Annotated in this window: 26 protein-coding genes; 9 read left to right on the top strand and 17 right to left on the bottom strand. The window is 71.5% G+C overall.

Annotated elements, in window-relative coordinates:
• Window positions 1–61: 61 nt before the first annotated feature.
• Window positions 62–847 carry an SAM-dependent methyltransferase gene (locus OG746_RS44140; protein ID WP_266725068.1) on the bottom strand — a complete coding sequence of 262 codons (786 nt, stop codon included), beginning with the start codon at window positions 845–847 and terminating at the stop codon, window positions 62–64.
• A gap of 206 nt (window positions 848–1053) precedes the next feature.
• On the opposite strand from OG746_RS44140, the gene OG746_RS44135 reads away from it, so the two are divergent.
• Complete coding sequence (locus OG746_RS44135) at window positions 1054–1518, top strand: cupin domain-containing protein (protein WP_266725066.1); 465 nt, start codon at window positions 1054–1056, stop codon at window positions 1516–1518.
• 7 nt (window positions 1519–1525) lie between these two features.
• Here OG746_RS44135 and OG746_RS44130 read toward each other — a convergent pair whose 3' ends face one another.
• Entirely contained in the window at window positions 1526–2482 is a 957-nt protein-coding gene (locus OG746_RS44130; RefSeq protein ID WP_266725064.1) for a D-2-hydroxyacid dehydrogenase family protein, read from the bottom strand.
• Window positions 2483–2711: 229 nt separating this feature from the next.
• On the opposite strand from OG746_RS44130, the gene OG746_RS44125 reads away from it, so the two are divergent.
• The gene (locus tag OG746_RS44125; protein WP_266725062.1) at window positions 2712–3572 is read left to right on the top strand and encodes a glycoside hydrolase family 16 protein; all 861 of its coding nucleotides are present in this window, start codon (window positions 2712–2714) and stop codon (window positions 3570–3572) included.
• An 84-nt stretch (window positions 3573–3656) separates the two neighbouring features.
• Here OG746_RS44125 and OG746_RS44120 read toward each other — a convergent pair whose 3' ends face one another.
• Together OG746_RS44120 and OG746_RS44115 are read right to left on the bottom strand one after the other, a co-directional pair.
• Window positions 3657–4349, bottom strand: coding sequence for a ribonuclease H family protein (locus tag OG746_RS44120; RefSeq protein WP_266725060.1), 693 nt, complete (start codon window positions 4347–4349; stop codon window positions 3657–3659).
• A gap of 6 nt (window positions 4350–4355) precedes the next feature.
• Window positions 4356–4751: a nitroreductase/quinone reductase family protein gene (locus OG746_RS44115; RefSeq protein WP_266725058.1), complete on the bottom strand. Its 396-nt coding sequence runs from the start codon at window positions 4749–4751 to the stop codon at window positions 4356–4358.
• Between the two features lie 325 nt (window positions 4752–5076).
• On the opposite strand from OG746_RS44115, the gene OG746_RS44110 reads away from it, so the two are divergent.
• Entirely contained in the window at window positions 5077–5571 is a 495-nt protein-coding gene (locus tag OG746_RS44110) for a GNAT family N-acetyltransferase (protein WP_266725056.1), read from the top strand.
• A gap of 34 nt (window positions 5572–5605) precedes the next feature.
• Complete coding sequence (locus tag OG746_RS44105; RefSeq protein WP_266725054.1) at window positions 5606–6433, top strand: endo alpha-1,4 polygalactosaminidase; 828 nt, start codon at window positions 5606–5608, stop codon at window positions 6431–6433.
• A gap of 12 nt (window positions 6434–6445) precedes the next feature.
• Here the strand turns inward: OG746_RS44105 and OG746_RS45520 are convergent, their stop codons facing one another.
• The 4 genes from OG746_RS45520 to OG746_RS44085 form a co-directional block, all read right to left on the bottom strand.
• Window positions 6446–8578 (bottom strand): hypothetical protein, encoded by a 2133-nt coding sequence (locus OG746_RS45520; protein WP_323179751.1) that lies wholly within the window; start codon window positions 8576–8578, stop codon window positions 6446–6448.
• Between the two features lie 75 nt (window positions 8579–8653).
• Complete coding sequence (locus tag OG746_RS44095) at window positions 8654–10009, bottom strand: LCP family protein (protein ID WP_266725052.1); 1356 nt, start codon at window positions 10007–10009, stop codon at window positions 8654–8656.
• Between the two features lie 97 nt (window positions 10010–10106).
• On the bottom strand, window positions 10107–11249 hold the full coding sequence (locus OG746_RS44090; protein ID WP_266725050.1) for a methyltransferase: 1143 nt from the start codon (window positions 11247–11249) through the stop codon (window positions 10107–10109).
• A 226-nt stretch (window positions 11250–11475) separates the two neighbouring features.
• Window positions 11476–12417: an SDR family oxidoreductase gene (locus tag OG746_RS44085; protein WP_266725048.1), complete on the bottom strand. Its 942-nt coding sequence runs from the start codon at window positions 12415–12417 to the stop codon at window positions 11476–11478.
• Between the two features lie 260 nt (window positions 12418–12677).
• Here OG746_RS44085 and OG746_RS44080 point away from each other — a divergent pair, with 260 nt between their 5' ends.
• Window positions 12678–13244, top strand: a complete 567-nt coding sequence (locus OG746_RS44080; RefSeq protein WP_266725046.1) for a rhodanese-like domain-containing protein — start codon at window positions 12678–12680, stop codon at window positions 13242–13244.
• A gap of 23 nt (window positions 13245–13267) precedes the next feature.
• Window positions 13268–13513 (top strand): metal-sensitive transcriptional regulator, encoded by a 246-nt coding sequence (locus OG746_RS44075; RefSeq protein WP_266725789.1) that lies wholly within the window; start codon window positions 13268–13270, stop codon window positions 13511–13513.
• Here OG746_RS44075 and OG746_RS44070 read toward each other — a convergent pair.
• Window positions 13470–14441, bottom strand: a complete 972-nt coding sequence (locus OG746_RS44070; RefSeq protein WP_266725044.1) for a DMT family transporter — start codon at window positions 14439–14441, stop codon at window positions 13470–13472. The two genes, OG746_RS44075 and OG746_RS44070, sit on opposite strands and share 44 nt — an antisense overlap.
• Window positions 14442–14523: 82 nt before the next feature.
• On the opposite strand from OG746_RS44070, the gene OG746_RS44065 reads away from it, so the two are divergent.
• A complete protein-coding gene (locus OG746_RS44065) occupies window positions 14524–15435 on the top strand; it encodes a LysR family transcriptional regulator (protein ID WP_266725042.1) in 912 nt (303 codons plus the stop codon).
• A gap of 10 nt (window positions 15436–15445) precedes the next feature.
• Here OG746_RS44065 and OG746_RS44060 read toward each other — a convergent pair whose 3' ends face one another.
• The 5 genes from OG746_RS44060 to OG746_RS44040 form a co-directional block, all read right to left on the bottom strand.
• The gene (locus OG746_RS44060) at window positions 15446–16837 is read right to left on the bottom strand and encodes a GH1 family beta-glucosidase (RefSeq protein WP_524540540.1); all 1392 of its coding nucleotides are present in this window, start codon (window positions 16835–16837) and stop codon (window positions 15446–15448) included.
• A 20-nt stretch (window positions 16838–16857) separates the two neighbouring features.
• The gene (locus OG746_RS44055; RefSeq protein ID WP_266725038.1) at window positions 16858–17739 is read right to left on the bottom strand and encodes a carbohydrate ABC transporter permease; all 882 of its coding nucleotides are present in this window, start codon (window positions 17737–17739) and stop codon (window positions 16858–16860) included.
• Window positions 17732–18739, bottom strand: a complete 1008-nt coding sequence (locus tag OG746_RS44050; protein ID WP_266725036.1) for a carbohydrate ABC transporter permease — start codon at window positions 18737–18739, stop codon at window positions 17732–17734. Before OG746_RS44050 ends, OG746_RS44055 begins: the two co-directional genes overlap by 8 nt.
• Window positions 18740–18750: 11 nt before the next feature.
• Window positions 18751–20067, bottom strand: a complete 1317-nt coding sequence (locus OG746_RS44045; RefSeq protein WP_266725034.1) for an ABC transporter substrate-binding protein — start codon at window positions 20065–20067, stop codon at window positions 18751–18753.
• Between the two features lie 185 nt (window positions 20068–20252).
• A complete protein-coding gene (locus tag OG746_RS44040) occupies window positions 20253–20951 on the bottom strand; it encodes a maleylpyruvate isomerase N-terminal domain-containing protein (RefSeq protein WP_266725032.1) in 699 nt (232 codons plus the stop codon).
• A 205-nt stretch (window positions 20952–21156) separates the two neighbouring features.
• Here OG746_RS44040 and OG746_RS44035 point away from each other — a divergent pair, with 205 nt between their 5' ends.
• A complete protein-coding gene (locus OG746_RS44035; RefSeq protein WP_266725030.1) occupies window positions 21157–21600 on the top strand; it encodes a GNAT family N-acetyltransferase in 444 nt (147 codons plus the stop codon).
• Here OG746_RS44035 and OG746_RS44030 read toward each other — a convergent pair.
• Window positions 21576–22508 carry a sigma-70 family RNA polymerase sigma factor gene (locus OG746_RS44030; protein WP_266725028.1) on the bottom strand — a complete coding sequence of 311 codons (933 nt, stop codon included), beginning with the start codon at window positions 22506–22508 and terminating at the stop codon, window positions 21576–21578. The genes OG746_RS44035 and OG746_RS44030 overlap by 25 nt on opposite strands.
• 70 nt (window positions 22509–22578) lie before the next feature.
• Between OG746_RS44030 and OG746_RS44025 the strand changes: the two genes are divergently transcribed.
• On the top strand, window positions 22579–23046 hold the full coding sequence (locus OG746_RS44025) for a pyridoxamine 5'-phosphate oxidase family protein (protein WP_266725026.1): 468 nt from the start codon (window positions 22579–22581) through the stop codon (window positions 23044–23046).
• An 87-nt stretch (window positions 23047–23133) separates the two neighbouring features.
• Here the strand turns inward: OG746_RS44025 and OG746_RS44020 are convergent, their stop codons facing one another.
• Together OG746_RS44020 and OG746_RS44015 are read right to left on the bottom strand one after the other, a co-directional pair.
• Complete coding sequence (locus tag OG746_RS44020; protein WP_266725024.1) at window positions 23134–24768, bottom strand: MDR family MFS transporter; 1635 nt, start codon at window positions 24766–24768, stop codon at window positions 23134–23136.
• Between the two features lie 191 nt (window positions 24769–24959).
• Entirely contained in the window at window positions 24960–25607 is a 648-nt protein-coding gene (locus OG746_RS44015) for a TetR/AcrR family transcriptional regulator (protein ID WP_266725022.1), read from the bottom strand.
• Between the last annotated feature and the right edge of the window lie 93 nt (window positions 25608–25700).

Here is a 25700-nt window from a genome sequence, read left to right as displayed (position 1 = left end):
CTCAGGAAATCCGTATGCCGGAAATCCGCATTCAACAGAACCGTGTTCAGGAGATCCGTGTTCAGGAGATCCGGGCGACGCCCGAGTAGATGCCGCTCGGCTCGGGCGCGGGAGCGGGCTCGTCGCGGAACCACTCCGTGGCGGTCACCAGACCCGGCTCCACGAGGTCGAGCCCCTTGAAGAACCGCGCCACCCCGTCGCGGGTGCGGAAGCCCAGCTGGATCCCGGCCTTCGTGTACTGGGCCACGACCTTCTCGACCAGCTCGGGGAAGATGTCGCTGGAGGCGTTGGACAGCACCAGGTGACTGCCGGGCGGGAGCTCGGACACCAGCCTGGAGACGATGCCGTACGCCTCCTCGTCGTCCGGGACGAAGTGCATCAGCGCGATCAGCGACAGGGCGATCGGCCGGTCGAAGTCCAGGACGGTACGGGCGTGTTCGAGGATGGCATCCGGTTCGCGGACATCGCCCTCGATGTAGTCGGTGGCCCCCTCGGGGCTGCTGACGAGCAGCGCCTGCGCGTGCCGCAGCACGATGGGGTCGTTGTCGGTGTAGACGACCTTGGCCGAAGGAACGATCCGCTGCACGATCTGGTGCAGGTTCGGCGCGGTCGGGATGCCGGTGCCGATGTCCAGGTACTGGTCGACGCCCTGCCCGGCGAGCCAGGCGGCGGCCCGCTGCATGAACTCCCGGTTCTGCCGCGCCGCGTCCCGCGCCTCGGGCGGCAGCTGCTCACCGACGGCCTCGTCGACGGGGTAGTTGTCCTTCCCGCCGAGCAGCCAGTCGTAGACCCGCGCGGGGTGCGCCTGGCTGGTGTCGATACGGGGCCGGGGAGCGGGTGCCGTCATGAGGACTCTCCAACGTCGCTGAGCGGGCGGGGCGGTACGTGTGACCTGCCCGCAGTCTTTCATGCCAACTCCCGTCATTCATCACGGAGTTGCAGGTCACGGCGGGTGCGCGGGCGACAGCGCACGGTACTCGCGAGCCTCCCGCAGCCCTGCCCCGCGCCCTCTACGCTTGACCACCCACCCATGATCCACCCTGAGGAGCCACGGTGCGCGACTGGCGATGCGAGTTGAACCTGGAGCCGCACGGCGAGGGCGGCTACTTCCGCCGGGTGTACACGAGCCCGCACGACCTTTCGACGCCGCACGGCCCCCGCCCCTCGGCGACATCGATCTACTATCTGCTCGACGAGCGGCAGCCCAGCGGCCTGCTGCACCGCAACCGCAGCGACATCCTGCACTTCCTGATCGACGGCGGCCCGCTGGAGTACGTGACCGTCACCGCCGACGGCACCCTCCGGCGCACCGTCCTCGGCCCGGACGACGAGCGCTTCCTGCTGGTGCCCGGCGGCCACTGGAAGGCCTCGCACCTGCTCGGCGACGCCCGCCACGGCCTGGTGGCGGAGGTCGTCACCCCGGGCTTCGACTACACGGACCACGAGTTCGCGACACGCGCCGTACTCGACGAATATCCGGACCTCGCGGAGGAGCTGCGGGAGTTCGTACGCGACTGATCCCAGGTCAGCCGAGGGTGCGCACGGGGCTCCCCGCCAGATACGCCTCGATGTCCTCGACGGCGCCCTGGAAGAAGCCCTCGTAGTTGCGGCGCGTCACGTAACCGAGGTGGGGCAGGCCGAGGAAGTTCGGGGCGGTGCGCAGGGGGTGGCCGGCCGGGAGGGGCTCGGTGTCGAAGACATCGCTGCCCGCGCCGGCGATCCAGCCCTCGCGCAGCGCCCGCACCAGCGCTTCCTGGTCGACGATCGCGGCGCGCGAGGTGTTGACGAGGTAGGCGGTGCGGCGCATGCGGCGCAGTTCGTCGGCGCCCAGCAGGCCGCGGGTGCGGTCGCCCAGGACGAGGTGGACCGAGACGAAGTCGCTGGTGTCGAGGAGCTCTTCCTTCGAGGCGGCGAGGGTGACACCGGCTTCGGCGGCCCGCTCGGCGGTGAGGTTCTGGCTCCACGCCGCGACGTCCATGCCGAAGGCGGCGCCGACGCGCGCGACCCGTGCGCCGATCTTGCCGAGGCCGAGCAGGCCGAGCCGGTGGCCGTGCAGGTCGGCGCCCAGGGTGGACTGCCAGGGGCCGCCGTCGCGCAGGCTGGCGCCCTCGGTGAGGACACCGCGGGCGAGGCCCAGGATCAGGGCCCAGGTCAGCTCGACGGGCGGTTCGGGGTTGCTCGCGGTGCCGCAGACCGTGACGCCGTGCGCGGCGGCGGCGTCGAGATCGATGGACGCGTTGCGCATGCCCGACGTGACGAGGAGCCGCAGCTTCGGCAGACGCGCGATCAACTCAGCGGGAAACGGGGTGCGTTCACGCATCACGACGACGATCTCGCAGTCGCCGAGCAACGCGACGAGTTCATCGTGCGTATCGATATAGCGATTCAGGTACGTGACGTCGAGGCGCCCCGACAGGCGGTCCCAGTCGGCAAGTTCACGGGCGACGCCCTGGTAGTCGTCGAGTACAGCGCACCGCAGCATGCTCACATCACTCCTGGTTCGAAGGTCGCCTCGAAGCTCGTCTCGAAGATCGTCGGCAAACCTTAACCGGGAACACTGGTACGGACTTTCGCGCAGTCCCTTGACGCCCCTTCGCCCCGCCCCTTAAATCAAGCCTTGAACAGAACACGTCAAGCGCAGCTTTCTTGCCTTCACTTTCTGGCGTGCCGCGGGACGGCACGACCCCCTACCCGAAGTGATGTGATGCCCCATGCGCAGTTCCCTCCGCCCGCTGAGCCGCAGACTCCCGCTGGGCGCCGCGGCCCTGCTGTGTGTCGCCGCGGCGTTCGTGCCCTCGGCGAACGCCGCCGAGACCGACGGCGACGCGCACACCGCGGCGGTCACCTTCTCCGACGACTTCGACGGGCCCGCGGGCTCGGCGGTCGACGGTTCGAAGTGGCAGACCGAGACCGGCGACAACGTCAACAACCACGAGCGGCAGTACTACACGGCGGGCAACAACAACGCCAAGCTCGACGGTCAGGGCAACCTGGTCATCACCGCCCGCAAGGAGAACCCCTCCAACTACCAGTGCTGGTACGGGACATGTGAGTACACCTCGTCGCGCCTCAACACGTCGGGGAAGTTCGAGACGACGCACGGCCACGTCGAGGCCCGGATGAAGATCCCGCGCGGGCAGGGCATTTGGCCCGCGTTCTGGATGCTGGGCAGCGACATCGGTTCGGTCGGCTGGCCCAACTCCGGCGAGCTCGACATCATGGAGAACGTCGGCTTCGAGCCGTCGACGGTGCACGGCACGATCCACGGCCCCGGCTACTCCGGCTCGGGCGGAATCGGCGCGGGGTACTCGCTGCCGAACGGCCAGGCCTTCGCGGACGCCTTCCACACGTTCGCGGTGGACTGGACGCCCAACAAGATCACCTGGTCGGTGGACGGAACGGTCTACCAGACCCGGACGCCCGCCGACGTCGGCGGCAACCAGTGGGTCTTCGAGAAGCCGTTCTTCCTGATCCTCAACCTCGCCGTGGGCGGGTACTGGCCGGGCGACCCGGACTCCAGTACGCAGTTCCCGCAGCAGTTGGTGGTGGATTACGTGCGGGTGAGCACGTGAGTAAGTGAGTACGTAGGGAACTGAGAGGGGCCCGGCGCCGTGTTGCGCGCCGGGCCCCTCCATGTCGTCTTCAGTCGTCTTCGGTCAGGCAGACGTGCGGCACTCCGGGTGACCCCAGCCGTCAGGGTTCTTGGCGATGTCCTCCCCCGCGGCGTACGAGCGGCCGCAGCGGCAGCGGCCGGGGAACTTCGCCTTGAGGGTGCGCGAGGAGGAGCCGGAGGAGGTGCGCTTGGCGGACGCCGCCTTCGCGCGCGGAGGCTTCGCGGAGGACGGGCTGGACGGCGGCGGCTCGGGCGAGCCGAGCGCGCTGCCCGCGTCCTCCTGGGCGACGGCTGCCTGGCTGGCGGCGCGGTCCGCGAAATCGTTCAGCGGGTCGCCGTCGACCTGGTGCGCGGGCACGTACTTGAACTCGACCTCGCGGCCGTCGAGCAGCGCGTCGATCCGCTGCACCAGCTCCTGGTTGGCGACGGGCTTGCCCGCGGCCGTCTTCCAGCCCTTGCGCTTCCAGCCGGGCAGCCACGTGGTGACCGCCTTCATCGCGTACTGCGAATCCATCCGCACCTCGAGCGGCACATCCGCGGCGACCGTACTCAACAGCCGCTCCAGGGCGGTGAGTTCGGCGACGTTGTTCGTCGCGGTGCCGAGCGCTCCGGCCTCCCACTGCACGGGCTTCTCGTCACCGTCGGCGACGACCCAGGCCCAAGCCGCGGGTCCGGGATTTCCTTTGGACGCGCCGTCACACGCGGCGATCACACGTTCTGCCATGCCCCCGATCATGCCAGGTCAGTCATGGAGATCGACACGTACGGTCAAGAGGTCGACGCCGAGGCCGCGGACGGCGGCGCTGTTGAGGCGCGGCAGGGCCCCCAGGCGGGCGCGGGCGTCGTCGTCGGGCAGCAGGTGCGCGGTCCCACTGTGCCAGTGGGACCGCAGGCGGACGCGGACGCGGGGGTCGGCCTGGATGTTGCGCACGTACTGGGACTTGAACCCGAACTCCGAGACCAGCCAGAAGGCCCCGCCGACGCGCCGCCCTCCGACCGGGGTGCGGCGCGCGAGCCCCGACGTGCGGCCGGTCGTCTCCAGGAGGACCTGGGTCGGCAGGCGCCGGGTCACGGGGTTGGCGATGTGGCGCTGGAAGGTGGTGACGAGCCGGTGCTTGGTCTCATGGAAGCGCGTCATGGGCAAACACTAGACCGGGGCCCGGCGGCGCATGAGGAAGCCCCGGCCGTGACGGGGGACCACGGCCGGGGCGGCTTGAGGCGGGACACGGATGGCGGTCGCCTCTCGGCGGAGGGCTCCGCAGGGCTTCAGCCGAACGATCTTCCCTGCGGGCGATAGGTTGGGCCCGGGGACACTGTTCCATCCGTGTCCACATCTGAGTCAACGGACCGGGCGGCAGGGTTGTTCCCGGCGGTGCCGGGAGGCGGCGTGAAGTGAGTCACGACCGGTACCGCTCGGTGACCGTTCGACCCGCCCACCGCGAACCCTGACGAAGGAAACGTCGATGCCCGACCTGCGCGCGGCCCACGAGGACGACCATCCCGCGCTCGTCCAACGTGTCCAGGAGTGGTGGGGCGACTCGCGCACGCCGCAGGAGGCGCGCGAGTTGTCGCTGCTGCTCCCCCGCCTGTTCCTCCAGTTCTTCGCGGGCACCAGCCTGGTGGCGCAGGACGCTTCGGGTGTGCGGGCGTTCCTGGTGGGCCTGTACGCCGCCGATGACGACACCTCCGCGTACATCCACTTCGTGGGGGTCGACCCGGCGCTGCGCGGCTCGGGTGTCGGGCGGGGGCTGTACGAGGAGTTCTTCCAGCGGGCGGAGCGGGCCGGCCGCAAGGACGTGCGAGCGATCACCTCGCCTGGGAACACCGGGTCCATCGCCTTCCACCGGAAGCTGGGGTTCGTGGTGGAGCCGGGTGACCGGGAGGTGGGCGGGGTCGCGGTGCGCGAGGACTACGACGGTCCCGGGCAGCATCGGGTGTGCTTCCGGCGCCCGTTGTGAAGGGTGGCCAGGTTTCTCGTTCTAGGCTGCGGGAATGATCTTCCGCCCGACTTCCCGACGTCTGTCGGCTTTGTGCCTCGCCCTGACCGCCTCGTTCGCGTTGTCGGCCTGCTCGTCACCGGAGTCCGGGGACCGCTCCCCGCGCGTCCAACAACCGACGCCGGACGCACAGTTCGACTACCAGATCGGCGGCGCGTACAAGCCGCCCGCGGGGGTGCGGGCCGTGTCGCGGGACCGCGGGGACGCCCCCGCCCGCGGGCTCTACAACGTCTGCTACGTCAACGCCTTCCAGGCCCAGCCCGACGCCGTGAAGTGGTGGCGGGCCCACCACGACGACCTGCTGCTGCGGGACGGCGACGGGAAGTTGGTGATCGACGAGGACTGGCACGAGCCGCTGTTCGACATCTCCACGAAGACGAAGCGGGCGCGTCTTGCGAACATCGTGGGCGGCTGGATCCGGGGCTGCGCCGACGACGGGTTCCAGGCCGTCGAACCGGACAACCTCGACTCCTACGAACGCTCCGACGGACTGCTCGACGCCTCCGACGCGGTCGCGTTCGCGCAGCTCATCGCGGACCGGGCGCACGGGTCCGGGCTCGCGGTCGGGCAGAAGAACACCGCGGAACTCCTGCCGAAGCGCCGCGACATCGGGTTCGACTTCGCGGTGACGGAGGAGTGCCAGGCCTACGACGAGTGCCGGGGGTACGCGTCGGCGTACGACGACCGGGTCTTCGCCGTGGAGTACCGCAAGGCCGACTTCAAGCGGGCGTGCCGCGCGTGGGGCGACCGGCTCTCGATCGTGCTGCGCGACATGGACGTGCGACCCGCGGGCACGAAGGGGTATGTGCGGCGGGCCTGTTGAGCGGCGGCGGGGTCAGGCCTTCCTGGTCGGGTCGCTCAGCGCGTCGAGGCGGCGCTTGATCGCGTCGAGGGCACCGGGGCGCCGGCCCGGCACCTGTTCCCGCAGGGCGGTCAGGCCGACGGCGTGTCCGCGGGCCCGGTCCGGGTCGCGGACCTGTTCCCACTGGTGGTGGGCGCGGTCGACGGCCGCCTCCACGTCCTCGTCGGAGGACGCCTCGCCACGCGCGATCCGGGCGTGCGCCACGGCGATCCACAGCTCGCAGCTGCGCCCCGGTTCGTCGGCCAGCCGCGCGAGGTCGGCGCGCACCTCCATCCAGTGCACGACCTGCGAGGACCGCATCCCATGCACCCGCAACGCCTCCCCCTCCCACGCGGCAGCAATGGACGCGGCCTCCCCATGCCGCCCCGCCTGCACGGCGGCGAGCAACAGGGCGTGCGGGTCGGGGTCGGCGGGGGCCGCGGGCGCGGTGGCGGGCATTGGCGGGATGGCGGGCGCTGCCGGTGCGGGGGCGGACGTGGCCGCCGGGCTGGGCGGTACGGGCGCGGACGCTGCCGGCGCCGGCGCAGCCGCGGGGCTCGGCGGTACGGTCACGGGCGCTGCGGCGACGGCCTCGGGCAAGGGCCGTGCGCTGACGGGAGCGGTAACCGGGGGCGGGGTGACCTGGCTAGGCGCCGGCGCCTTGGCGAGCCGCACGGCCGGTGCGGGAGCGGGTGCCGAAGTGTGGGCGGGGGCCTGGGCGTGACTCGCGGCCGGAGCCGAAACCGTGTCCGCCCCGGGAACGGAGCCCGGAGCCGAGGCATCGGCGGGTGCCGAAGTTCGGGCGGTGGTCGAGTTCGGCCGCGAACCCGAGGCAGCTGCTACGGCAACCGCCGGAGCCGAGACCGGGGCCGGGCCTGAAGCCCGTGCCCGCTCCGGGGCAGGTGCCGCAACCGAAGCGGGTGCCGGGACCGGGCTCGGGGCCGGCACTGCCGCAGGGGCCGAACCTGAATCCGGCCCTGGGACCTGGACCGGCTCCGGTCCGGGGGCCGCTTGCGCGACCGATATCGGAGGCGAGGGCGGTGCCGTCGCGGGACCGGCGCCCGGAGCGACAGCTGGTGGCGCACCCGCGCCCGGGTTCGAGGGCCGGTCCTGGACCGAATCCGGAATCGGAGCCGAATCCGGGGCCGTCACCGAGTCCCCTGCCGGCGCCGCCGACGAGCCCTGTCCGGGTACGGAGCCAGTGGCCGGACCCGCAGCGGGACCGGCAGGCGGAAGCGGAGCAGAAGGCGCGGGCTGACCAGTGGACGGAGTCGGAACCGTTGCCGAAGGCGGTGCCGTGGCGGCAGGTGCTCCTGCGGCCTCCGGCCCGGTGGGCCGTACCGAGGGCGCGGGCTCGCTCGGGTCTCCGGCGCCGGGCGCGTGGCCGTTCCCCGCCGCGGGCTCCCCCACGACCCCGGTCCCCCGCGCGTGCCCGCCGCCGGGCGTCCCCTTCGGCACGTAACCCGACCCCAGCGCCACGAAGAGCGCGTCCTTCGGGCCCGCGTGGGACGCCGCCGTTTCGTGGAGGTCGGGTGGGGTGGGGCGGGCTCCTGTGCGCCAGATGTCCGCGTAGGCGCGGAGGTACGTGGGGGTGAGGGTGGTGCGGCGGGGCGGGGGCGGCAGCACCCGGCCGAAGACGCTGGTGCCGTGGCCGAGGCCGAGGCCGCCCACCCCGACGTGCTTCCACGCCTCCGCGTCGGCGACGAGGTCGAGCACGACGGTCGTGGTGTGCGGGCGGCGCAGGGTGAGTTCACCGGTGAGCCAGTGCCAGGGCAGGGCCGTGTAACGCAGCGTCGACGGGGTGGTGCGGGCGAGGGCCAAGTGCAACAGGCGCTGGCGGTGGTCGAGGTGGAGCTGACCCGCGATGAACAAGTGGAGCGGTCCGGGCTGCGCGGCCACCGTCCGCAGGCGGGTGAGGACGGCCTGCGGGTCGAGCGGGTCCGCGAGTTCGACGACGGACGCCGCCGCCGTGCCGGTGAGCACGCTCGGCGGCACCGCCGCGAGCGTGGGCAGCACGGAGACCGCGTCGAGGAGGCCCGCCTTGCCGACGGGCGCGGCCGCGAGGAGCAGCGCCGTGCCCGGCTCGGTGGAATGTGCCTCGTTGTTGCCTTGCGCGTTGATCACCACAGCAGAACCGTAACCGCAACACAGAGCGTCGCGCTCCCGTCACGGAACCCCAAGGGGCCCCGCAGTGGTCGGTTTTCAGCCCTTTTTGCCCGAAGGGTGCCCGCAGCGCAGCCGGTCTCCGGTAACCGGCGCCCCTTCCACCATGCTGCGGTCGTACGTCACTTGCGTCACACCACGATCGCCACCGCCGACGACGACGCGGAAGGCGGGGCCGAATCCGGCCACGGACCGCAGCTTCGCACCGGGGAGCGCGGCCGCCAGGGAGGGCGCGAAGCGGGCGCGTTCGGGGTCGTACGTGACGACGGTGGGCCCGCTCGGACGGCTGCTCGGCGCGGGCACCTCGGTCACGTCGAAGCCGCTCTCGCGCAGTCCGTCGGCGATGCGCGGGTCGTCGACCGTCACCTTGGTCTCCTGGGGCGGCATGCCGACCGGGACAGGACCTCCGGACTTCCGCGTGGTCGCCAACGGCCGGTCCGCGCGCAGCGCCCCGAACATCCGCTTCGCCCGCTTGTCGTCCCACAGCAGCGACGAGCCCCACGTGGGGTCCCGGTAGTCGAAGTTCGAGATGGGCACGGTGGCGAACTCCGTCTGCCGTGGCGTGAGGTCACGCAGCTTCCATGCCAGGGACGTCAGCGTACGGATGTCCGTGTGGCCGTCGGTGCGTACGTGTGACATCAGCGCGCGGGCCGTACGGGCGGTCGTCATCGGGTCCTTGAAGACCTTCGCGTCGGAGAGCCGCGCCAACATGCCGAGCAGCAGCTTCTGTTGGCGGCGGACCCGCCCGAGGTCGCCGGGCGGGTTGAGGTGCCGGGCGCGGACGTAGCGCAGGGCGTGCGTGCCGTCGATGTCGTGGGTTCCCGCGGCGAGGTCGAGCCCCGAGTTCTCGTCCCGCAGCGGCCTGTCGCTGCACACCTCGGCGCCGCCCAGGCCGTCGACCGCCGCCACGAACCCGCGGAAGTCGGCCTCCATGTAGTGGTCGATGCGCAGGCCGGTGGCGCGCTCGACCGTGCGCACGGTCAGGTCCCGGCCCCCGTGGGCGTACGCCCCGTTGATCTTTCCGCTGTGCGCGGGGTGGTCGTGCCGGGCGAAGCGGACGAAGGAGTCCCGGGGCAGGGAGACGACGCTGAGCCGGCGGCCGTCGGCGGCGATGTGCACGACCATCAGCACGTCGGTGCAGCCGCACTCCTGGCCGCCGACGTGCAGCCGCTGGATCTCCTCGCGGGACATCCCGCTGCGGCGGTCGAGCCCCGCGACGAGCAGGTTGGTGCCCCTCCCCTTCCCCACGCCCTGACCGGACCCGTGGCCGGCGGCGGGGGCGGATCTGCCCTCCGCCGCTCCGGCCCCCGCGGGCGCCGCGCCCGCGAGCGTAGTGATCAGCAGGGCGGCCGCGGCCACCGCGTGGCGGCGGCGAAGACGGTGCTGAGGGGCCATGGAGTACCTCCGTCGAGCGGATGTCGGGGCGGATGCGACCTGACCCCTTTACCCCACATTGCCCCTCTCGTCCCACCCTGCCGCGCCTGATTCACCGTCATGTACGCATGGGAGCCTCCCCCATCGGAACCAATCGCCACAACGACGTAGTCTCCGCCGCGCGTGCGGCATGCAGCGGATCGGTGCGGTCGCGGGAGCGCGGGTGGCGCGGCCGGATGTCGAGCCGGTCGGCGACGCGCAGGCCCGCGGCGGCGAACGCGTCCGTGAGCAGGTCGCGGTCGCGGAGCCCGAGGAGTTCGGCCAGGTCGGAGAGGATCAGCCAGCCTTCGCCGCCGGGTTCGAGGCGGCCCACGAGCCCGCCGAGGAAGCCGTGCAGCATGCGCGAGTCGGGGTCGTACACGCCTTCTTCGAGGGGTGAGGTGGGGCGTGCGGGCAGCCACGGCGGGTTGCAGACGACGAGCGATGCGCGCCCGCCCGCCGGCCAGAGCCCCGCGTCGCTCACCTCGATGCGGTCCGCGAGCCCGAGCCGGTCGACGTTGTCGCGGGCGCAGGCGAGGGCGCGCGGGCCCGCGTCCGTGGCGACGACCCGGCCGACGCCGCGCCGGGCGAGTACGGCGGCGAGCACGCCCGTGCCGGTGCCGAGGTCGAAGGCGACGCCGCCGACCGCGCCGCGGGGCAGCTCCGTATCCCGGACGAGGTCGACGTACTCGCCCCTGACCGGGGCGAACACTCCGTAGTGCGGGTGGATGCGGGCGCCGTCGAGCGCGGCGACGGGCACACCGGTGCGGCGCCACTCGTGCGCGCCGAGCACGCCCAGCAGCTCGCGCAGCGGTACGACGCCGGGGGTTCCGGGGGCGGGTCCGTACGCCTCGGTGCACGCGCGGCGCACGTCGGGGGCGCGGCGCAGGTCGAGCCCGTAGTCGGCGTCGAGGACGACCAGGAGCATGCCGAGGATGCGGGCGCGGTGGGCGCGGTTCCTGCGGTGCTCGTGGAAGCCGTCGGCGGGCGGCAGCGCCCGGTCGACGCGGCGGCCGAGGGCGCTCAGCAGCTGCCGGGCGCCGTGGTGGTCGCCGCGCCACAGCAGCGCGGTGCCTTCGCAGGCGTGGCGGTAGGCCTCCCGCGCGCTGGTCCGGTCGTCGGCGACGACGACGCGCCGGGGCGGCCGTCCGCCGCCGAGCGCGCGCCAGGGTGCGGTGCGGGTGGTGTCGGTATCGGGTTCGGTCCAGGACAGGACGGTCACCGTGGGAACTCCTCGTAGTGGAACGTGCGGGGCACGAAGCGCACTTCGGCGAGGAGCGGGAGGCGGCCCGGTGACGGTCACCGGGCGAGCACATGGGTCAGGGGCGGCTCGGCTCCCGCGTCGCGGTGCGCGGGAGCGGGTCGCCGAGGACGAGACCTGGAACGATGCCGGATGTCATGACGCTGATTCTCGCAGACCGTACGAGCAGATCAGAAGCCTTGGGTCGTCAGCGGTACCCCGTGACGTCGGCCGGCTTGCCCGCGTCCTGGACCTCGACGAGGTAGCGCCAGGAGTCGGGCCTGCTGCCGTCCAGGTCGGCGAAGCCGTAGACCTTGGCGAGGCCGCCGCTGGACTGGGATGTGCCGTTGAACCGGGCGACGTCCGGGTCCGCGGCGAGCGCGGCGACGGCGCGGCCGGTGTAGCGGGGTGTCTCGGAGATGGCGAAGTGCGGCTGTACCCGAACCGCGTCCTGCCAGTTCTCCTCCGTGACGTCGTAGTGCCCGAGCATGATCTCCGAGCGCATCCAGCCGGGCGTGAGGGCGACGGCGGTGGCGCCGCGCGAGCCGAGTTCGTGGCCGAGGGCGAACGCCATGCGCAGGACGGAGTTCTTGGCCAGGTCGTAGAAGAACGACACGCGGTAGTTCGTGCTGTTGTACTCGGCCGTGCCGTCGGTGACCTCGACGACCAGGCCACCGGGGTTGCGCAGCAGGAGCGGCAGCGCGTAGTGGCTGGTGACGGCGTGTGTCTCGACGGCGAGGCGGTGCAGCCTGAGCCCGTTGTCGAGGTCGTGCTCCCAGACGGGGGTGTCCCATTCGAAGAGGTTCTCGCCGCCCCAGATGTCGTTGACGAGGATGTCGAGGCGGCTCTGTTCGCGGTCGATGCGCTCGACGAGGGCGCGCACCTGGTCCTTCTCGAGGTGGTCGGTGGGGACGGCGATGCCGTGGCCGCCTGCCTCCGTGACGAGGTCCGCGGTGTCCTCGATGGTCTCGGCGCGGTCGTACTCGGAGCGGTGGGCGCGGGTGGTGCGGCCGGTGACGTAGACCGTGGCGCCGGCCGCGCCGAGCTCGACGGCGATGCCGCGGCCCGCGCCGCGTGTGGCTCCCGCGACCAGGGCGACCTTGCCGCGCAGGGGTTGTTCGTCCGTCGCCGGGTGGGCGTTGTCAGGCATGAGGTCGTCTCCCGTTGTTGCCAGGTGTCTCGCGTTGGTGCCGTGTGGCACGCATTGCTGCCGTGCGGCTCGCGTTGTTGCCGTGCGGCTCGCGTTGTTGCCGTGTGGCTCGCTCTTACGAGCATGTCCCGGAATCCCGACAACCCTTGTCCTGCTTTCGGTGGGACTTTGCCCGGCCGATCGGGCCGCGTACCCGCGGCGTATCCACGAGGGCACACGTTGATACCCTCGGGGGTATACCAGTGAGACAGGAGAGAGACATGAGCACCACCCTCGCCCCCGCTGAGCTGCACGGCAGCGCCGCAGACGACACCCTCGTCCTCGATGTGCGCCCGCCCGCCGAGTACGCGACGGGGCACGTACCCGGCGCCCTCAACGTGCCCGCTGAGCTCATCGACGAGCTGCTGCCCGACCTGCGGGACGCGGCCAAGCGCCGCCGGCTCGTCGTCGTGTGCGCGGCCGGGCACCGCTCCGCCGCGGCCTGCGCGAAGCTCGCCGAGGCGGGCGTCGACGCCGTCGGGCTCGACGGCGGCACGCAGGCCTGGTCCGCCGAGGGGCTGCCGGTCGACACCGCGGCCCGCCCCGAGCGCGCCGTCTGGGCGATGGACCGCCAGGTCCGGTTCGCCGCCGGTTCCCTGGTGCTGCTCGGCCTCGCGCTCGGCCGCCGCGCCCCGAAGGGCCGGCTGCTCGCCGCGGGCGTCGCCTCCGGCCTCGTCTACTCCGGCGTGAGCAACACGTGCGGCATGGCGGCGGTGCTCGGCAAGCTTCCGTTCAACCAGCCCGCGCCGGGCGCTCTCGACACCGCCCGCGCGGCCCTGCGCTCGTGAGCGGCACAGGCAATCCGGAGGCGATGGACGCCGTCCTGAAGCGACTGCGCCGCGCCCAGGGGCAGCTGGCCGGCGTCATCGCGATGATCGAGGCGGGCCGCGACTGCAAGGACGTGGTCACCCAACTGGCCGCTGTTTCCCGCGCGTTGGACCGCGCCGGCTTCAAAATCATCGCCTCCGGCATGCGGGACTGCATGAACGCGGCGGACGGCGAGCAGCCGCCGCTCAGCGAGGAGGAGCTGGAGAAGCTGTTCCTGTCGCTGGCGTGACGGGCCCCTCGGGCTCGACACACTGCTGCGGCTCCCCCGGCGCGCCGCGCCTCTTCCGTGCGGCGCGCCCCTTGGGTCCGGCGCGCCCCAGCAGCACGACGCCCGCGAGCGTCACGACCCCGCCGACCGCCTCCACCGACGTCGGCGCCTCCCCCAGCCACAGGTACGCGACCACGAGGGCCACGCACGGCACCAGGTACAGCGCGGCGGTCGCAGCCGTCACGGTCAGCCGGGCCACCGCGTAGCCCCACACCACGAACCCGGCGGCGGACGGCAGCAGCCCCAGATACAGCGCGGCAAGAGTGGCATCGGCCGGGGCCCGCACCAACTCACCGAGCGCACCCGGCGCCAACGGGAGCAGCAGCGCCGTACCCGCCCACATGGCATAGCAGGCGACCTCGAGACCGGTGCAGTGCCGCAGCAGCGGCTTGATGGCGAAGTGGTAGACAGCCTGTACGACGGCCGCGCCCATGACGGCCCAGGCGGCGGTCGTATAGCCGGCCTCCCCGCCCGCAAGGGCGATCAGCGCGCAGCCGGCGAGTGCCGTGCCGGATCCCGCGATCGTGCGCCAGGACGGCCGCTCCCCGAGGAACGCGACGGCGAGCAGCGCGCTGATGGCGGGCACCGACGCGACGATCAGGCTCGCGGTTCCGGCCGGCACCCTCGTCTCGCCCCAGTTCAGCAGGAGTTGGTACGCGCTCATGCCGCAGGCCCCGACCACGAGGATGCGCGGCAGATCGGCCCGGCGCGGCCTGCGCACGCCCAGGAACGGCGCCACGGCGAGCAGCGCGAGCGACGCGGAGGCGAGCCGCACGAAGGAGAGCGCGGCGGGCCCGTACCCGTCGAGGGCGACGCGGATGGCCGGGAACGCGGAGGCCCACAGCAGCACGGTGGCCGCGAGGGCGAGGGAGGTCTTGTCGAACGTCACGGACTTCACCCTCCCGACCCTGCTCCGTAGAATAAGAAAGGTCCAGTTACTCTTTCTTCCTCTATCGAGAAGGTGAGCTTTGGTGTTGGAGGTGCGGCGGCTGCGGCTGCTGGCGGAGTTCGCCACGCACGGCACGGTGGCGGCGACCGCGGAGGCCCTGCATCTGACGGGGCCCGCAGTCTCGCAGCAGCTGGCGGCGCTGGAGAAGGAGACGGGGCTGACGCTCCTGGAGAAGCACGGCCGGGCGCTGCGGCTCACCGGCGCGGGGCGGCTCCTCGTGGAGCACGCCCAGGTGGTGCTCGCCGATCTGGCCGCGGCCCAGGCCGATGTGGCGGCGCTGCGGCAGGGGCGGCCGGGCGCGGTGCGCGTCGCCGCGTTCCCGTCGGCGGCGCGAGTGCTGCTCCCTCTGGTGTGGCCGGAGCCCGGTGCGGACGCGCCGCGGCTGCACCTCGTCGAGCACGAGCCGGACTCCGCCGACGAGGCGCTGCGGCAGCGGACGGTCGACGTCGCGGTCACGCACGCGTACAGCCTGCTGCCCCGGCCGCTGCCGCCGGGCTGCGAGCAGCGTCATCTCTTCGACGAACCGGTGGAGTTGGCGCTGCATCCCGATACGGCGGCCCGGCACGGTCTCGCGCCGGGCGACAAGGCGGACCTCGCCGCGTTCGCGCAGGAGGCGTGGCTGGTGCCCGGCGCCGACACCGCCTGCCACGAGATGACCCAACGGGCCTGCGGGGCCGCCGGTTTCGTGCCGCGCGCGGTGGCGCGGGCGAGCGACTTCGGAGTACTGACGGCCCTGGTGGCTCGGGACGCGGGCGTGGCCCTCGTGCCCCAACTCGCCCTGCCCGCCGACCTGGACGGGGTGTCCCTGCACCCGCTGCACTCCCCCGTGCGGCGCACCGTGCGGGCCGTGTACCGGGCGGGCACGGCCGGGCACCCCGATGTCGCGTATGTGCTGGACCGGCTCAGCGAGGCCGCTTCCGGTCGGCCCCGCTGAACCGGTCGCCTCAGGCGGCCCGCCGCGCCAGCGCGCCGTGGCGGCGCACGAGGTCCGCGTACCGGTGACCGCTGCCCTTGATGGTGCGTTTCTGCGTCGCGTAGTCGACGTGGACGAGGCCGAACCTCTTGTCGTAGCCGTACGCCCACTCGAAGTTGTCGAGCAGTGACCAGGCGAAGTATCCGGCCAGCGGGACGCCTTGGTCGATCGCGCGGGCGCAGGCCGCGAGGTGCCGCACCAGGTACGCCTCGCGCTCGGGGTCGTCGACGGTGCCGTCGGGACGTACGACGTCGGGGTACGCGGAGCCGTTCTCGGTGACGTACAGCTTGCGGGCGCCGTAGTCGTGGGTGAGGCGGAGCAGCAGGGCCTCGATGCCGTGGGCGTCGATCTCCCAGTCCATGCCGGTGCGCGGGAGGCCGGGGCGGGCCACGGCGTCGGCGTGCGGCGCGGGTCCCGACGGGTCGTCGGCGATGGCCGAGGAGAAGTAGTAGTTCAGGCCGAGCCAGTCGAGGGGCGAGGCGATGGCGGCCATGTCCCCCGCCTTCTCCGGGAGTTGGACTCCGTACACCTCCAGCATGTCCGCCGGGAAGCCGCGGCCGTGCACCGGGTCGAGCCACCAGCGGTTGGCGTGGCCGTCCATGCGGTGGGCGGCGGCGAGGTCCTCGGGGCGGTCGGTGGCGGGTTCGACGTGGGCGAGGTTGTTGACGATGCCGACCTCGGCGTCCGGCACTGCGGCGCGGATCGCCTGTGTGGCGAGGCCGTGGCCGAGAAGCAGGTGGTAGGAGGCGCGGACGGCGGCGGTCAGGTCGGTGAGCCCTGGCGCCATCCGGCCTTCCAGGTGGCCGATCCACGCCGAGCACAGCGGTTCGTTCAGCGGCGTCCAGTGCTTCACCCGGTCCCCGAGGCGCTCCGCGACCACGGCGGCGTACGCGGCGAAGTGCTCGGCGGTCTCCCGAACCGGCCAGCCGCCGCGGTCCTGGAGCTCCTGCGGCAGGTCCCAGTGGTAGAGCGTGACCGACGGGGTGATGCCCTCGGCGAGCAGCGCGTCGATCAACTCGTCGTAGAAGGCGAGGCCCTTGGGGTTCACCGGCCCGTCGCCGCCGGGGACGACGCGCGGCCAGGCGACGGACAACCGGTAGGCGTTGGTGCCCAGTTGCCGCATCAGACCGATGTCCTCGCGCCACCGGTGGTAGTGGTCGCAGGCGATGTCACCGTCGTCGCCGCCGTCGATCTTCCCCGGGGTGTGCGCGAAGGTGTCCCAGATGGAAGGCGCGCGGCCGTCCTCGGCGACGGCTCCTTCGATCTGGTACGCCGATGTGGCCGTGCCCCACAGAAAGTCGTGCGGGAAGGCGGAGACATCGAGAGCGGAGTGGGGGTTGGACACGAAGTTCCCTTCAGTCATGGTCACTTGACCGGGAGCGGTCACTTGACGGCTCCGGCGGTCAGGCCGGTCACGAGGTAGCGCTGGAGCAGCAGGAAGCCGGCCACGACGGGCACGCTCACGACGAGCGAGGCGGCCATGATCTGGTTCCAGTACACGTCGTTGAGGTTGGCGTAGGCGCCGAGGCCGACGGAGAGCGTGCGGGTGGTGTCGTTGGTCATGACGGAGGCGAAGAGCACCTCGCCCCACGCGGTCATGAACGCGTAGACGGCGACGGCCACGATGCCGGGGATCGCCGCCGGAACGATGATCCGGAAGAGGGCCCCGATCGGCCCGCATCCGTCGACGAGGGCCGCCTCGTCGAGATCGCGCGGCACCGACTCGAAGTACCCGATGAGCATCCAGATCGAGAACGGCAGCGTGAACGTCATGTACGTGAGGATCAGCCCGCCGCGCGAGCCGAACAGGGCGATGCCGGTGGCGTTGCCGATATTGACGTAGATCAGGAACAACGGCAGCAGGAAGAGGATGCCGGGCAACATCTGCGTCGACAGCACCGTCACCGTGAAGACGCGCTTGCCACGGAAGCGGTAGCGGCTGACGGCGTACGCGGCGAAGACCGCGACGACCACCGAGCACACGGTCGCCACACCCGCCACGACCAGCGAGTTCATGAAGTAGCGGGCCAGCGGGACCGTCGACCAGATGTCGATGTAGGGGCGGATCGTCAGGCTGCTGGGGATCCAGCGGAACGCGCCCTGGACGTCCTGGAGCGGCTTGAGCGAGCTGGACACCATCACGTAGACGGGCAGCAGGACGAAGCCGGCGAGCAGGGTGAGGAAGATCCGGCGGGACCAGAGGAAGGAGCGCGGCGGCGCCGACGGCGACCTGAACCGCGCCCGCGCCAGCTGTGTGTCAGACATCGGCGGTCTTCCTCCCCCTGGACGTGAGCACCAGGTACACGCCCGTCACGACGAGCAGGAACAGCAGCAACAGGACGGACATCGCGGACCCTGTGCCGAAGTCCCATGTCACGAAGGACGCTTGATAGATGTGGACCGAGATCAGGTCCGCGGCCTCGGGCGCCGCCTTGCCGAACATCACGTACGGCGTGTTGAAGTCGTTGAACGTCCAGAGGAACAGGACGAGGACGAGGACCTGGTTGACGGGGCGCAGCGACGGCAGCGTGATGCGGCGCAGTTGCTGCCACATGCCCGCGCCGTCGAGGGCCGCGGCCTCGTACAGGTCCTTCGAGATGTTCTGCAGCCCGGCCATCACGATGAGGAAGGCGAACGGCCAGCCCTTCCACACGGAGACGGTGAGCAGCGCGATGAAGCTGTTGTCGCCGATCAGCCAGAACGACGGCTTGTCGGTGATGCCGAGCTGGTCGTGCAGCACGTGGTTCACCAGGCCGTTGTCGTGCTGGAACAGGAACACCCAGGTGATGACGGCGGCGTACACGGGCAGCGCGTACGGGACGAGGAACAGGGCGCGCAGGAGGCCGCGCCCCTTGAACGACTCCTGCATGAAGACCGCCGCCGCCGTGCCGATCACCCAGCACAGGGCGACCGAGGACACGGTGAACAGGCAGGTGGTGACGAAGGACTTGAGGAGCGCCTCGCCGATGGCGCCGTCGAAGTCGACGGCGACCTTGAAGTTGTCGAGGCCGCTCCAGGGAGCCGTGGTCCAGTCGCGCAGGAAGAGCCGGGTGAGCTGCTTGAAGCTCATCAGGATGCCCATGGCCATGGGCACCAGGTGGACGAGGAGTTCAAGCACCAGGGCGGGCAGAAGCAGGAGGTAGGGCAGGCCGAACCGGCGGATCCGTCCGGGGCGGCGGGCCCGACCGCCCGCCGCCTTGGGGGACTTGGGGCCGACGGCCGGCTCGGCCGACCGTTCGACCGTCGTGGTGGGTGTGGTCGTCATCGGGGTTCCGCTCACTTGGTCGGCATCTGCTGCTGCGCCTTGGCGAGCTTGGCCTTGACGGTGGCGGTGGTGACGGGCCGGCCCGCGGCGGCGTCCGCGAAGAGTTCCTTCACGGCCGTACCGACGGCGGTCTCGAACTGCGACTCGTCGGCGACCTGGGGCAGCGGCGCCGCGCTCGTGGAGATGGTCTCCTTGAGCGTCGCGACGGCCGGGACGTTGAACGCGGCGTCGTTCTGCGCGGACTTGACCGGCGGGATGGACCCGTAGGCATTGTTGAGGATCTTCTGCTCGGGGTCGCTGGTCATGAACTTCACGAACTTCCGGGAGCCGTCAAGGTTGTTGGTGTCCTTGAAGACGGCCATGTTGATGCCGGCGACCATGGAGTTGGTGCTGCGGCCCTGGCCCGGCGCGCCGGACTGCACGGGCGCGGGCACCACGCCCCACTCGTCCTCCTTCATGCCCTGCGTCTTGAAGGTCGCGGAGGCGGTCTGCCACAGCACCATCGCCGTCTTGTCCTTGGAGAAGTCGCTCAGGGACTGGTTCTGCGCGTACTCGGCGTTGCCCGGCGCGACGATCTTGTCCTTGGCCATCAGGTCGACGTACTGCTTCACGCCCGCGACCGCGCCGGCCGAGGTGAAGTCGGGCTTGCCGTCCGCGGTGAACCAGTCGGCGCCGTGCTGCTTGGCGAGGACGAAGACCTGGTGGATGTTGTTGGACAGGTTCGAACCCTCGGCTCCGATGCCCCACTTGCCGCCCTTGGAGATCTTCTTGCCGGCGGCCACGACCTCGTCCCAGGTCGCCGGGGGCTTCGCTATCCCCGCGTCCTTGAACATCTGCTTGTTGTAGTACAGCGCGTACGCCATGGAGTAAAGCGGCACGGCTGCCGGGTCCTTGCCCTGCACGCCCGCCGATCCCAGCGCGGAGGCGACGAACCGGTCCTTCCCGCCGATCTTGTCGAAGTTCTTGGCGTCCCAGGGCAGCAGCGCGCCGCTCGCCTGCAGCGAGGCGCTCCAGGTGTTGCCGATGTTGAGGACGTCCGGGCCCTGGCCCGAGGTGGTCGCGGTGAGGATCCGGTCGAGGAGGCTGGACCAGGGAACGACCTCCAGCTTCACCTTGATGCCGGACTGCTTCTCGAACTTGTCGAGTTCCGGCTGGAGGACCTTCTTGTCGACCTCGATGCTGGCCCCCTGGTTCGAGGCCCAGTACGTGAGGGTCTTCGGGGAGTCGTCGGATCCACCGCTGGTCGGCGAACCGCCGCCGCAGGCGGTGGCCGCGAGGGCGAGCGAGAGAGTGACGGCACAGGCACAGGCGGCGTGGATTCTGCTCATGGCTCCAGGCGTCCCTTGTCCGGAGGGTGGTCCGACGCGTTCAGGAACTGAACGCTGTCAGGACTTAATTTAGGACGTGAGTTAAGCGCCGAGGGGCTGAGGCGTCAAGGACTTCGACAAGGTCCGGGCAGGAACGGTCCCAGCGGGTTCAAGACTCGGACCCGGTGGCGTACCTCGCCGACCGGTCAGCCGATCACAAGGGGCAACTTCCCCGCCAACGCGCCGAGTTCCCCCTTCTCCCGCTCCGTCGCAGGTCGGCGCCCCGTTCCGACGAGCAGCACGTCCGTGTCGCGCCACGAAGCGGGGAACGCGGTGCCGGCGACCCCCTCCAGGAGCGCCCGCGCCCGTGCCAGACCCTCCGCCGGCGGCCCCGGCACGTCCGGGAGATGGGCGATCAGGTCGAGGTGGTGCAGCGTCCACTCCAGGACGTACGCGGTGAGGTAGTCGCCCACCGTGAGGACCTGCTCCTGCGTGCTCACGCGGGCGGCCGGGTCGGCGGGCCCGGCGGCACGCCCCGCCGCCGCTCCGACGTCGTCGAGGTGGAACGTGAGCAGCGCCGGGTCCTGATAGGCGGCGGCGAGGCGGACGGTCAGCGCGTCGAGCGGGTCCTCACCGGTCGGCGGCTCGTCGCCCACGTGCCAGTACGTCACGGCGTCGACGGTCGGCTCCGTCGACGCGGGGGTGGCGAGGGTGATCAGCACGTCCTGCGCGTCGATGACCAGGTGGCACACCAGGTCCCGCACCAGCCAGCCGGTGCAGCCGGAGGGTTGCTCGAAGGCCGGCTCGGGGAGGTCGGCAACCGCCGCGCGCAGCGCGGCCCATGAGCGCGAGAAGAGTTCCGTCGAACGCGAGGAGAGGTCCGCCGAACGCGAGAAGTGATCCACGGCGGCACGCTATTCGGGCCGGGGACGCGGGACAAGCGCATTCGGCATGTGTGGTTCGATGCCCTCGACGGGACCGGTGGCGAGACGGGCGTGTGGGTGTGAGCGGCGAGACGGGCGTGTGGGTGTGAGCGGCGAGACGGGTGTGAGTGGGGATACGTGCGTCAGGGCGCGGCGGAGCAGTGATCTGGACGCCTGCGTAGAAGCGATGCGCGCCGTGCATCACGCGGACGGCTATCCGACCAACTGGCCGAGGGATCCCGCGGGTTGGCTGAGTGACGGCGATGTCGTGGGCGCGTGGGTCGGATGCCACGACGAGCGCGTCGTCGGGCACGTCCTGCTGGCCCGGCCCGCCTCGGGCGACGTGGCACCCACCCTCGTCTCGGCGGGCACTTCGGTCGCCGTGGTGGGGCGGCTGTTCGTGGCGCCGTCCGCGCGCGGTCACCGGCTGGGCGCGGCGCTCCTGGGCCGGGCCGCGCGCGAGGCCCGTCGGCACGGCTCCCTGGCCGTGCTCGACGTCGTCACCACCGACTCCGCCGCGATCGCGCTGTACGAACGACTCGGGTGGCGGTTCCTCGCGCAGGGCCAACAGGAGTGGGGGCCGGGCGAGTTGGTGGACGTCAGGTGCTATTCGGCGCCGTCCGGGGACTGACCGCCGGAGGCCAGGCGCCTGCGGCGGCGCAGGGGCACCACGTCCATCGACGCCAACCGCTTCTCGTCCGCCACGAGTTCGATGCCGGTGATGCGGGGCGGGTCCGTCGTGAGGTCGACCTCGACGGCGAAGGCCACCTTGAGGGTGCCCGCATGCGTCCACACGACGCCGGCCGTGCCGTCGACCAGGGCGAGCCGGGCAGCCTTGGCACGGCCCGCGTACAGGGAGGCCACGGCACGCGCGCCGATCACCTCCGGCTCCGAGCCCATGGCGATCGCCGCGGCGTCCGAGCGGACCACGACCTCCGGGTCGAGCACGGTGAGCAGCGCCTCGAAGTCACCGCCCTGCGTCGCCGCCAGGAAGGCCTCGACGACCTCGCGGCGACGCTCGCGGTCCGCCGCCTCCGTGGCGCGCGGGTCGGCCTCGCGCACCCGGCGCCGCGCGCGGCTGGCGAGCTGGCGGGTGGCGGCGGGGGTGCGCTCGACGATGGGCGCGATCTCGTCGAACGGCACCGTGAACAGGTCGTGCAGCACGAAGGCCAGGCGCTCCGCGGGGGCCAGTCGGTCGAGGACGACCATGAGCGCGAGGCCCAGGGAGTCGGCGGTGACCGCCTCGTCCGCCGGGTCCACGGGGCCTTCGCCCCTCTCGTGCTCCTGGACCTCCAGCGGGTCCTCGCGGCGGGTGGCGCGGGCGCGCAGCGCGTTGAGGCAGATACGGGAGACGACCGTGGTCAGCCAGGCGGCGAGGTTGTCGATCGTGTCGGCATCGTCCGTGCGACTGAGCCGGAACCACGCCTCCTGCACCACGTCGTCGGCCTCCGCGGACGAACCGAGCATCCGGTGGGCGACGGCGCGCAGCCGCGGGCGGTGCTCCTCGAAGCGGGCGGCCAGGACTTCGGCATCGGCCATCTGTCACATTCCTTCGTGATGTCGTGTCATGGCAGTGCGCCACCCCATATTGGCCGTAAAGGAGAATCGCATGTCGCAGGCCGCGCCCGCCCGTTCGGCGAAGCAGCGCAAGCAGGACACCCTCGACCGCCTGGAACGGGAGGTCGACGCGTGGGTCGCGACGGCCGGGCCCGAGGGCGGCGCGCCGTACATGATGCCGCTGTCGTTCCTGTGGCGGGACGAGTGCCTGTACGTGTCGACGCGGGCCACCAATCCGGTGGCGCGCAACCTCGTGGCGAGCGGGCGGGTGCACCTCGGCATCGGGCCGACGCGGGACGTCGTGCACATCACGGGGCGCTGCGAGGCACTCTCCGCCGACGAGGTCACCGACGAATTCGCGGACACGTTCGCCGCGAGCGCCGGGTTCGATCCGCGTGCGGCCGACGGCCCGTACGTGTACTTCCGCATCCGGCCCGTGCGCATCCAGGCCTGGCGCGAGGCGAACGAGCTGGCGGGTCGTGACCTGATGCGGGACGGGGTGTGGCTGGACGAGGACTGACGCGACTGTGCCCCCGTCGCGCTTCCGCAAGCGCGACGGGGGCACAGCCTTTGCCTGTTGAACAGCTCTTTGCCTACTGAGCAGGGGTCAGGCGACCGGCTCGGGCTCCTTCTCCAGCGTGGGTCCCGCCTCGCCGGCCGGTCCCGCGTTCTCCGCGTGCCAGTCGGCGTTGTCGGCGAGCGGCTTCTCCTTCAGGACGAAGGCGAGGACCAGGCCGACCGCGAAGACGGGCAGCAGGTACAGGAAGATCGGGACGAGCGCTTCCTGGTACGAGTTGACGACCGTGTCGCGCAGGTTGGCCGGCAGGGCGCGGACCAGCGCCGGGGTCAGCGAGTCGCTGTCGCCGACCTTGGCCGCGGCCTCGGCAGGGATGCGCGAGGCCAGCTGGTCGGTGAGGCGGCTGGCGAACACGGCGCCGACGACGGCGGTGCCGAGGGTCGCGCCGATCTCCCGGAAGAAGTTGTTCGCGGAGGTGGCGGTGCCGACCTCCGAGCCCGGGAAGTCGTTCTGCACGGCCAGTACGAGGGTCTGCATCATCAGGCCGACGCCCGCGCCCGCGAGACCGACGTACACGCACACCAGCCAGACCGGGTCGGACACGTCGAGCGTCGACATCAGGTACGCGGTGAGCATGATGATCGCGGTACCGGCGATCGGGTAGACCTTGTACTTGCCGGTCTTGGACATGATCGCGCCGGACGGCAGGGCGGTGCCCATGATGCCGACGACCATGGGGATCAGCAGCAGTCCGGACTCGGTGGCCGACTTGCCGTACACCATCTGCAGGTAGGTGGGCATGTAGCCGACGATCGCGAACATGCCGAGACCGATGACGATCATGCCGAGCAGAGTGGCGACGTTGAAGATCGGGCTGCGGAACAGGTGCAGCGGGATGACCGGCTCCTCGGCACGCTTCTCCGCGAAGAAGAACAGCACCCAGGCGACGACCGCGCCGACGCCGAGGCCGATGACCAGCGGGTCGGACCACTCGTACTGCGTGCCGCCCCAGCTCGCGAAGAGCACCGTGCAGGTGACGGCCGCGGCCATCAGCGCGGTGCCGAGGTAGTCGAGCGTGACCTTGACGGCCTTGCGCGGCAGCTTGATCGCGACGGCGGCGACGAAGAACGCGAGAACGCCGAGCGGCAGGTTGATCCAGAACGCCCAGCGCCAGGAGTGCTCGTCGGTGAACCAGCCGCCGAGCAGCGGCCCGACGACGGAGGAGAGACCGAACACGGCGCCCATCGGGGCCATGTACTTGGCGCGCTCACGCGGCGGCACCAGGTCGGCGATGATCGCCTGCGAGGTGATCATGAGGCCACCGCCGCCGAGGCCCTGGAGGGCGCGACCGGCGATCAACGTGCCCATGTTCTGGGCGAGTCCGCAGACCACCGAGCCCACCAGGAACAGGGCTATGCCCGCGAGAAAGATGTTCTTGCGGCCCATGAGGTCGCCGAGCTTGCCGTAGACCGGCATGCCGATGGTGGCGGCGAGGATGTACGCGGTGGTGATCCAGGCCATGTGCTCGATGCCGTTGAGCTCGCCGACGATGGTCGGCAGGGCGGTCGAGACGATGGTCTGGTCGAGCGCGCCGAGCAGCATGGTCAGCATCAGCGCGGCGAAGATCAGGCCGAAGTTGTGCGGCTTGACCGTGCTCTCTTCGATCCCGTCGGCCGCCGGGTCGGGGCCGGAGTCGATGCCCTCGGAAGCGGGGGCGTGCGTCATTACGGTGTTCTCCGATGTGGTGTGCGAGTGGAGTGGTACAGGGCTGACCCGGCGGCGAGAGAGCGGTTGCCGCGTACGGGGTACTTCGGTGGTGCCGATTCGGGGAGAAGCGGTTCGGGGGAAGCGGGGAGAGGGGAGAGGGGAGGTCCGTGGGTGACCGCGAGGGGGAGGTGGTCACACGGGTGGCGCGCCTACTTCACGGCGGCCGGCCCCATCAGCGAGCGCAGCGCATCGAAGGATTCGCGTACGCGCTCGGCGGGCCCTGAGCCTTCGTCGGCGTGCGTGCCCGACTGGTGCCACCGCTTGATCCCGCTGCGTACGGTCGCCATGGCGACGCCCGCGAGCAGTTCGGCCGTCTCCCCCTCCGCGGATGTGCCGGTGCGCCGGGCGATGAGTCCGGCGAGGTCCCGTTCGACCGCCTCGCACTGGGCGAGGAACGTGGCCAGGACCGAGGGCACGCCCTCCGCGATGCGCAGCGAGTCCTCCAGTTCCTGCGGCTCGGGAGCCGCTTCCTGGAGGTGGTCGGCGAGAATGTCTCCGAGGTCGCGCAGCACGGCGTCGGTCCCGCTCCCCTCCCCCGCGGCGAACCGGTCCGCGAGAGCGGGCGGCACGGTGCCGGGCAGAGCGAAGAGGGCGGCTTCCTTGCTGGGGAAGTAGTTGAAGAAGGTCCGCGGTGAGACGCCGGCCTCCTTGCTGATCATCTCGACCGTGACCTGCGCGAAGCCGTGCTCCCGGGCCAGCCGGACCGTGGCCGCGTGCAGCTCGCTGCGCGTCTGGCGACGCCTGCGAGCGCGCAGCCCCTCGGCGGGGGCGCTCGGTTGCTGGTCGGAGACGGTCACGGGCGTGATTCTTGCACACCGTGCAAACCTTGCGCGCACTGCACCCCAGCCTCGTGACGTGCCCCGCGTCACACATTCGCGTTAGGGTCGTAT

Source organism: Streptomyces sp. NBC_01016, assembly GCF_026341035.1.
Lineage (GTDB): Bacteria > Actinomycetota > Actinomycetes > Streptomycetales > Streptomycetaceae > Streptomyces.
The sequence above is the reverse complement of the archived record's forward strand: the minus strand, read 5'-3'. Positions and strand labels throughout refer to the sequence as shown.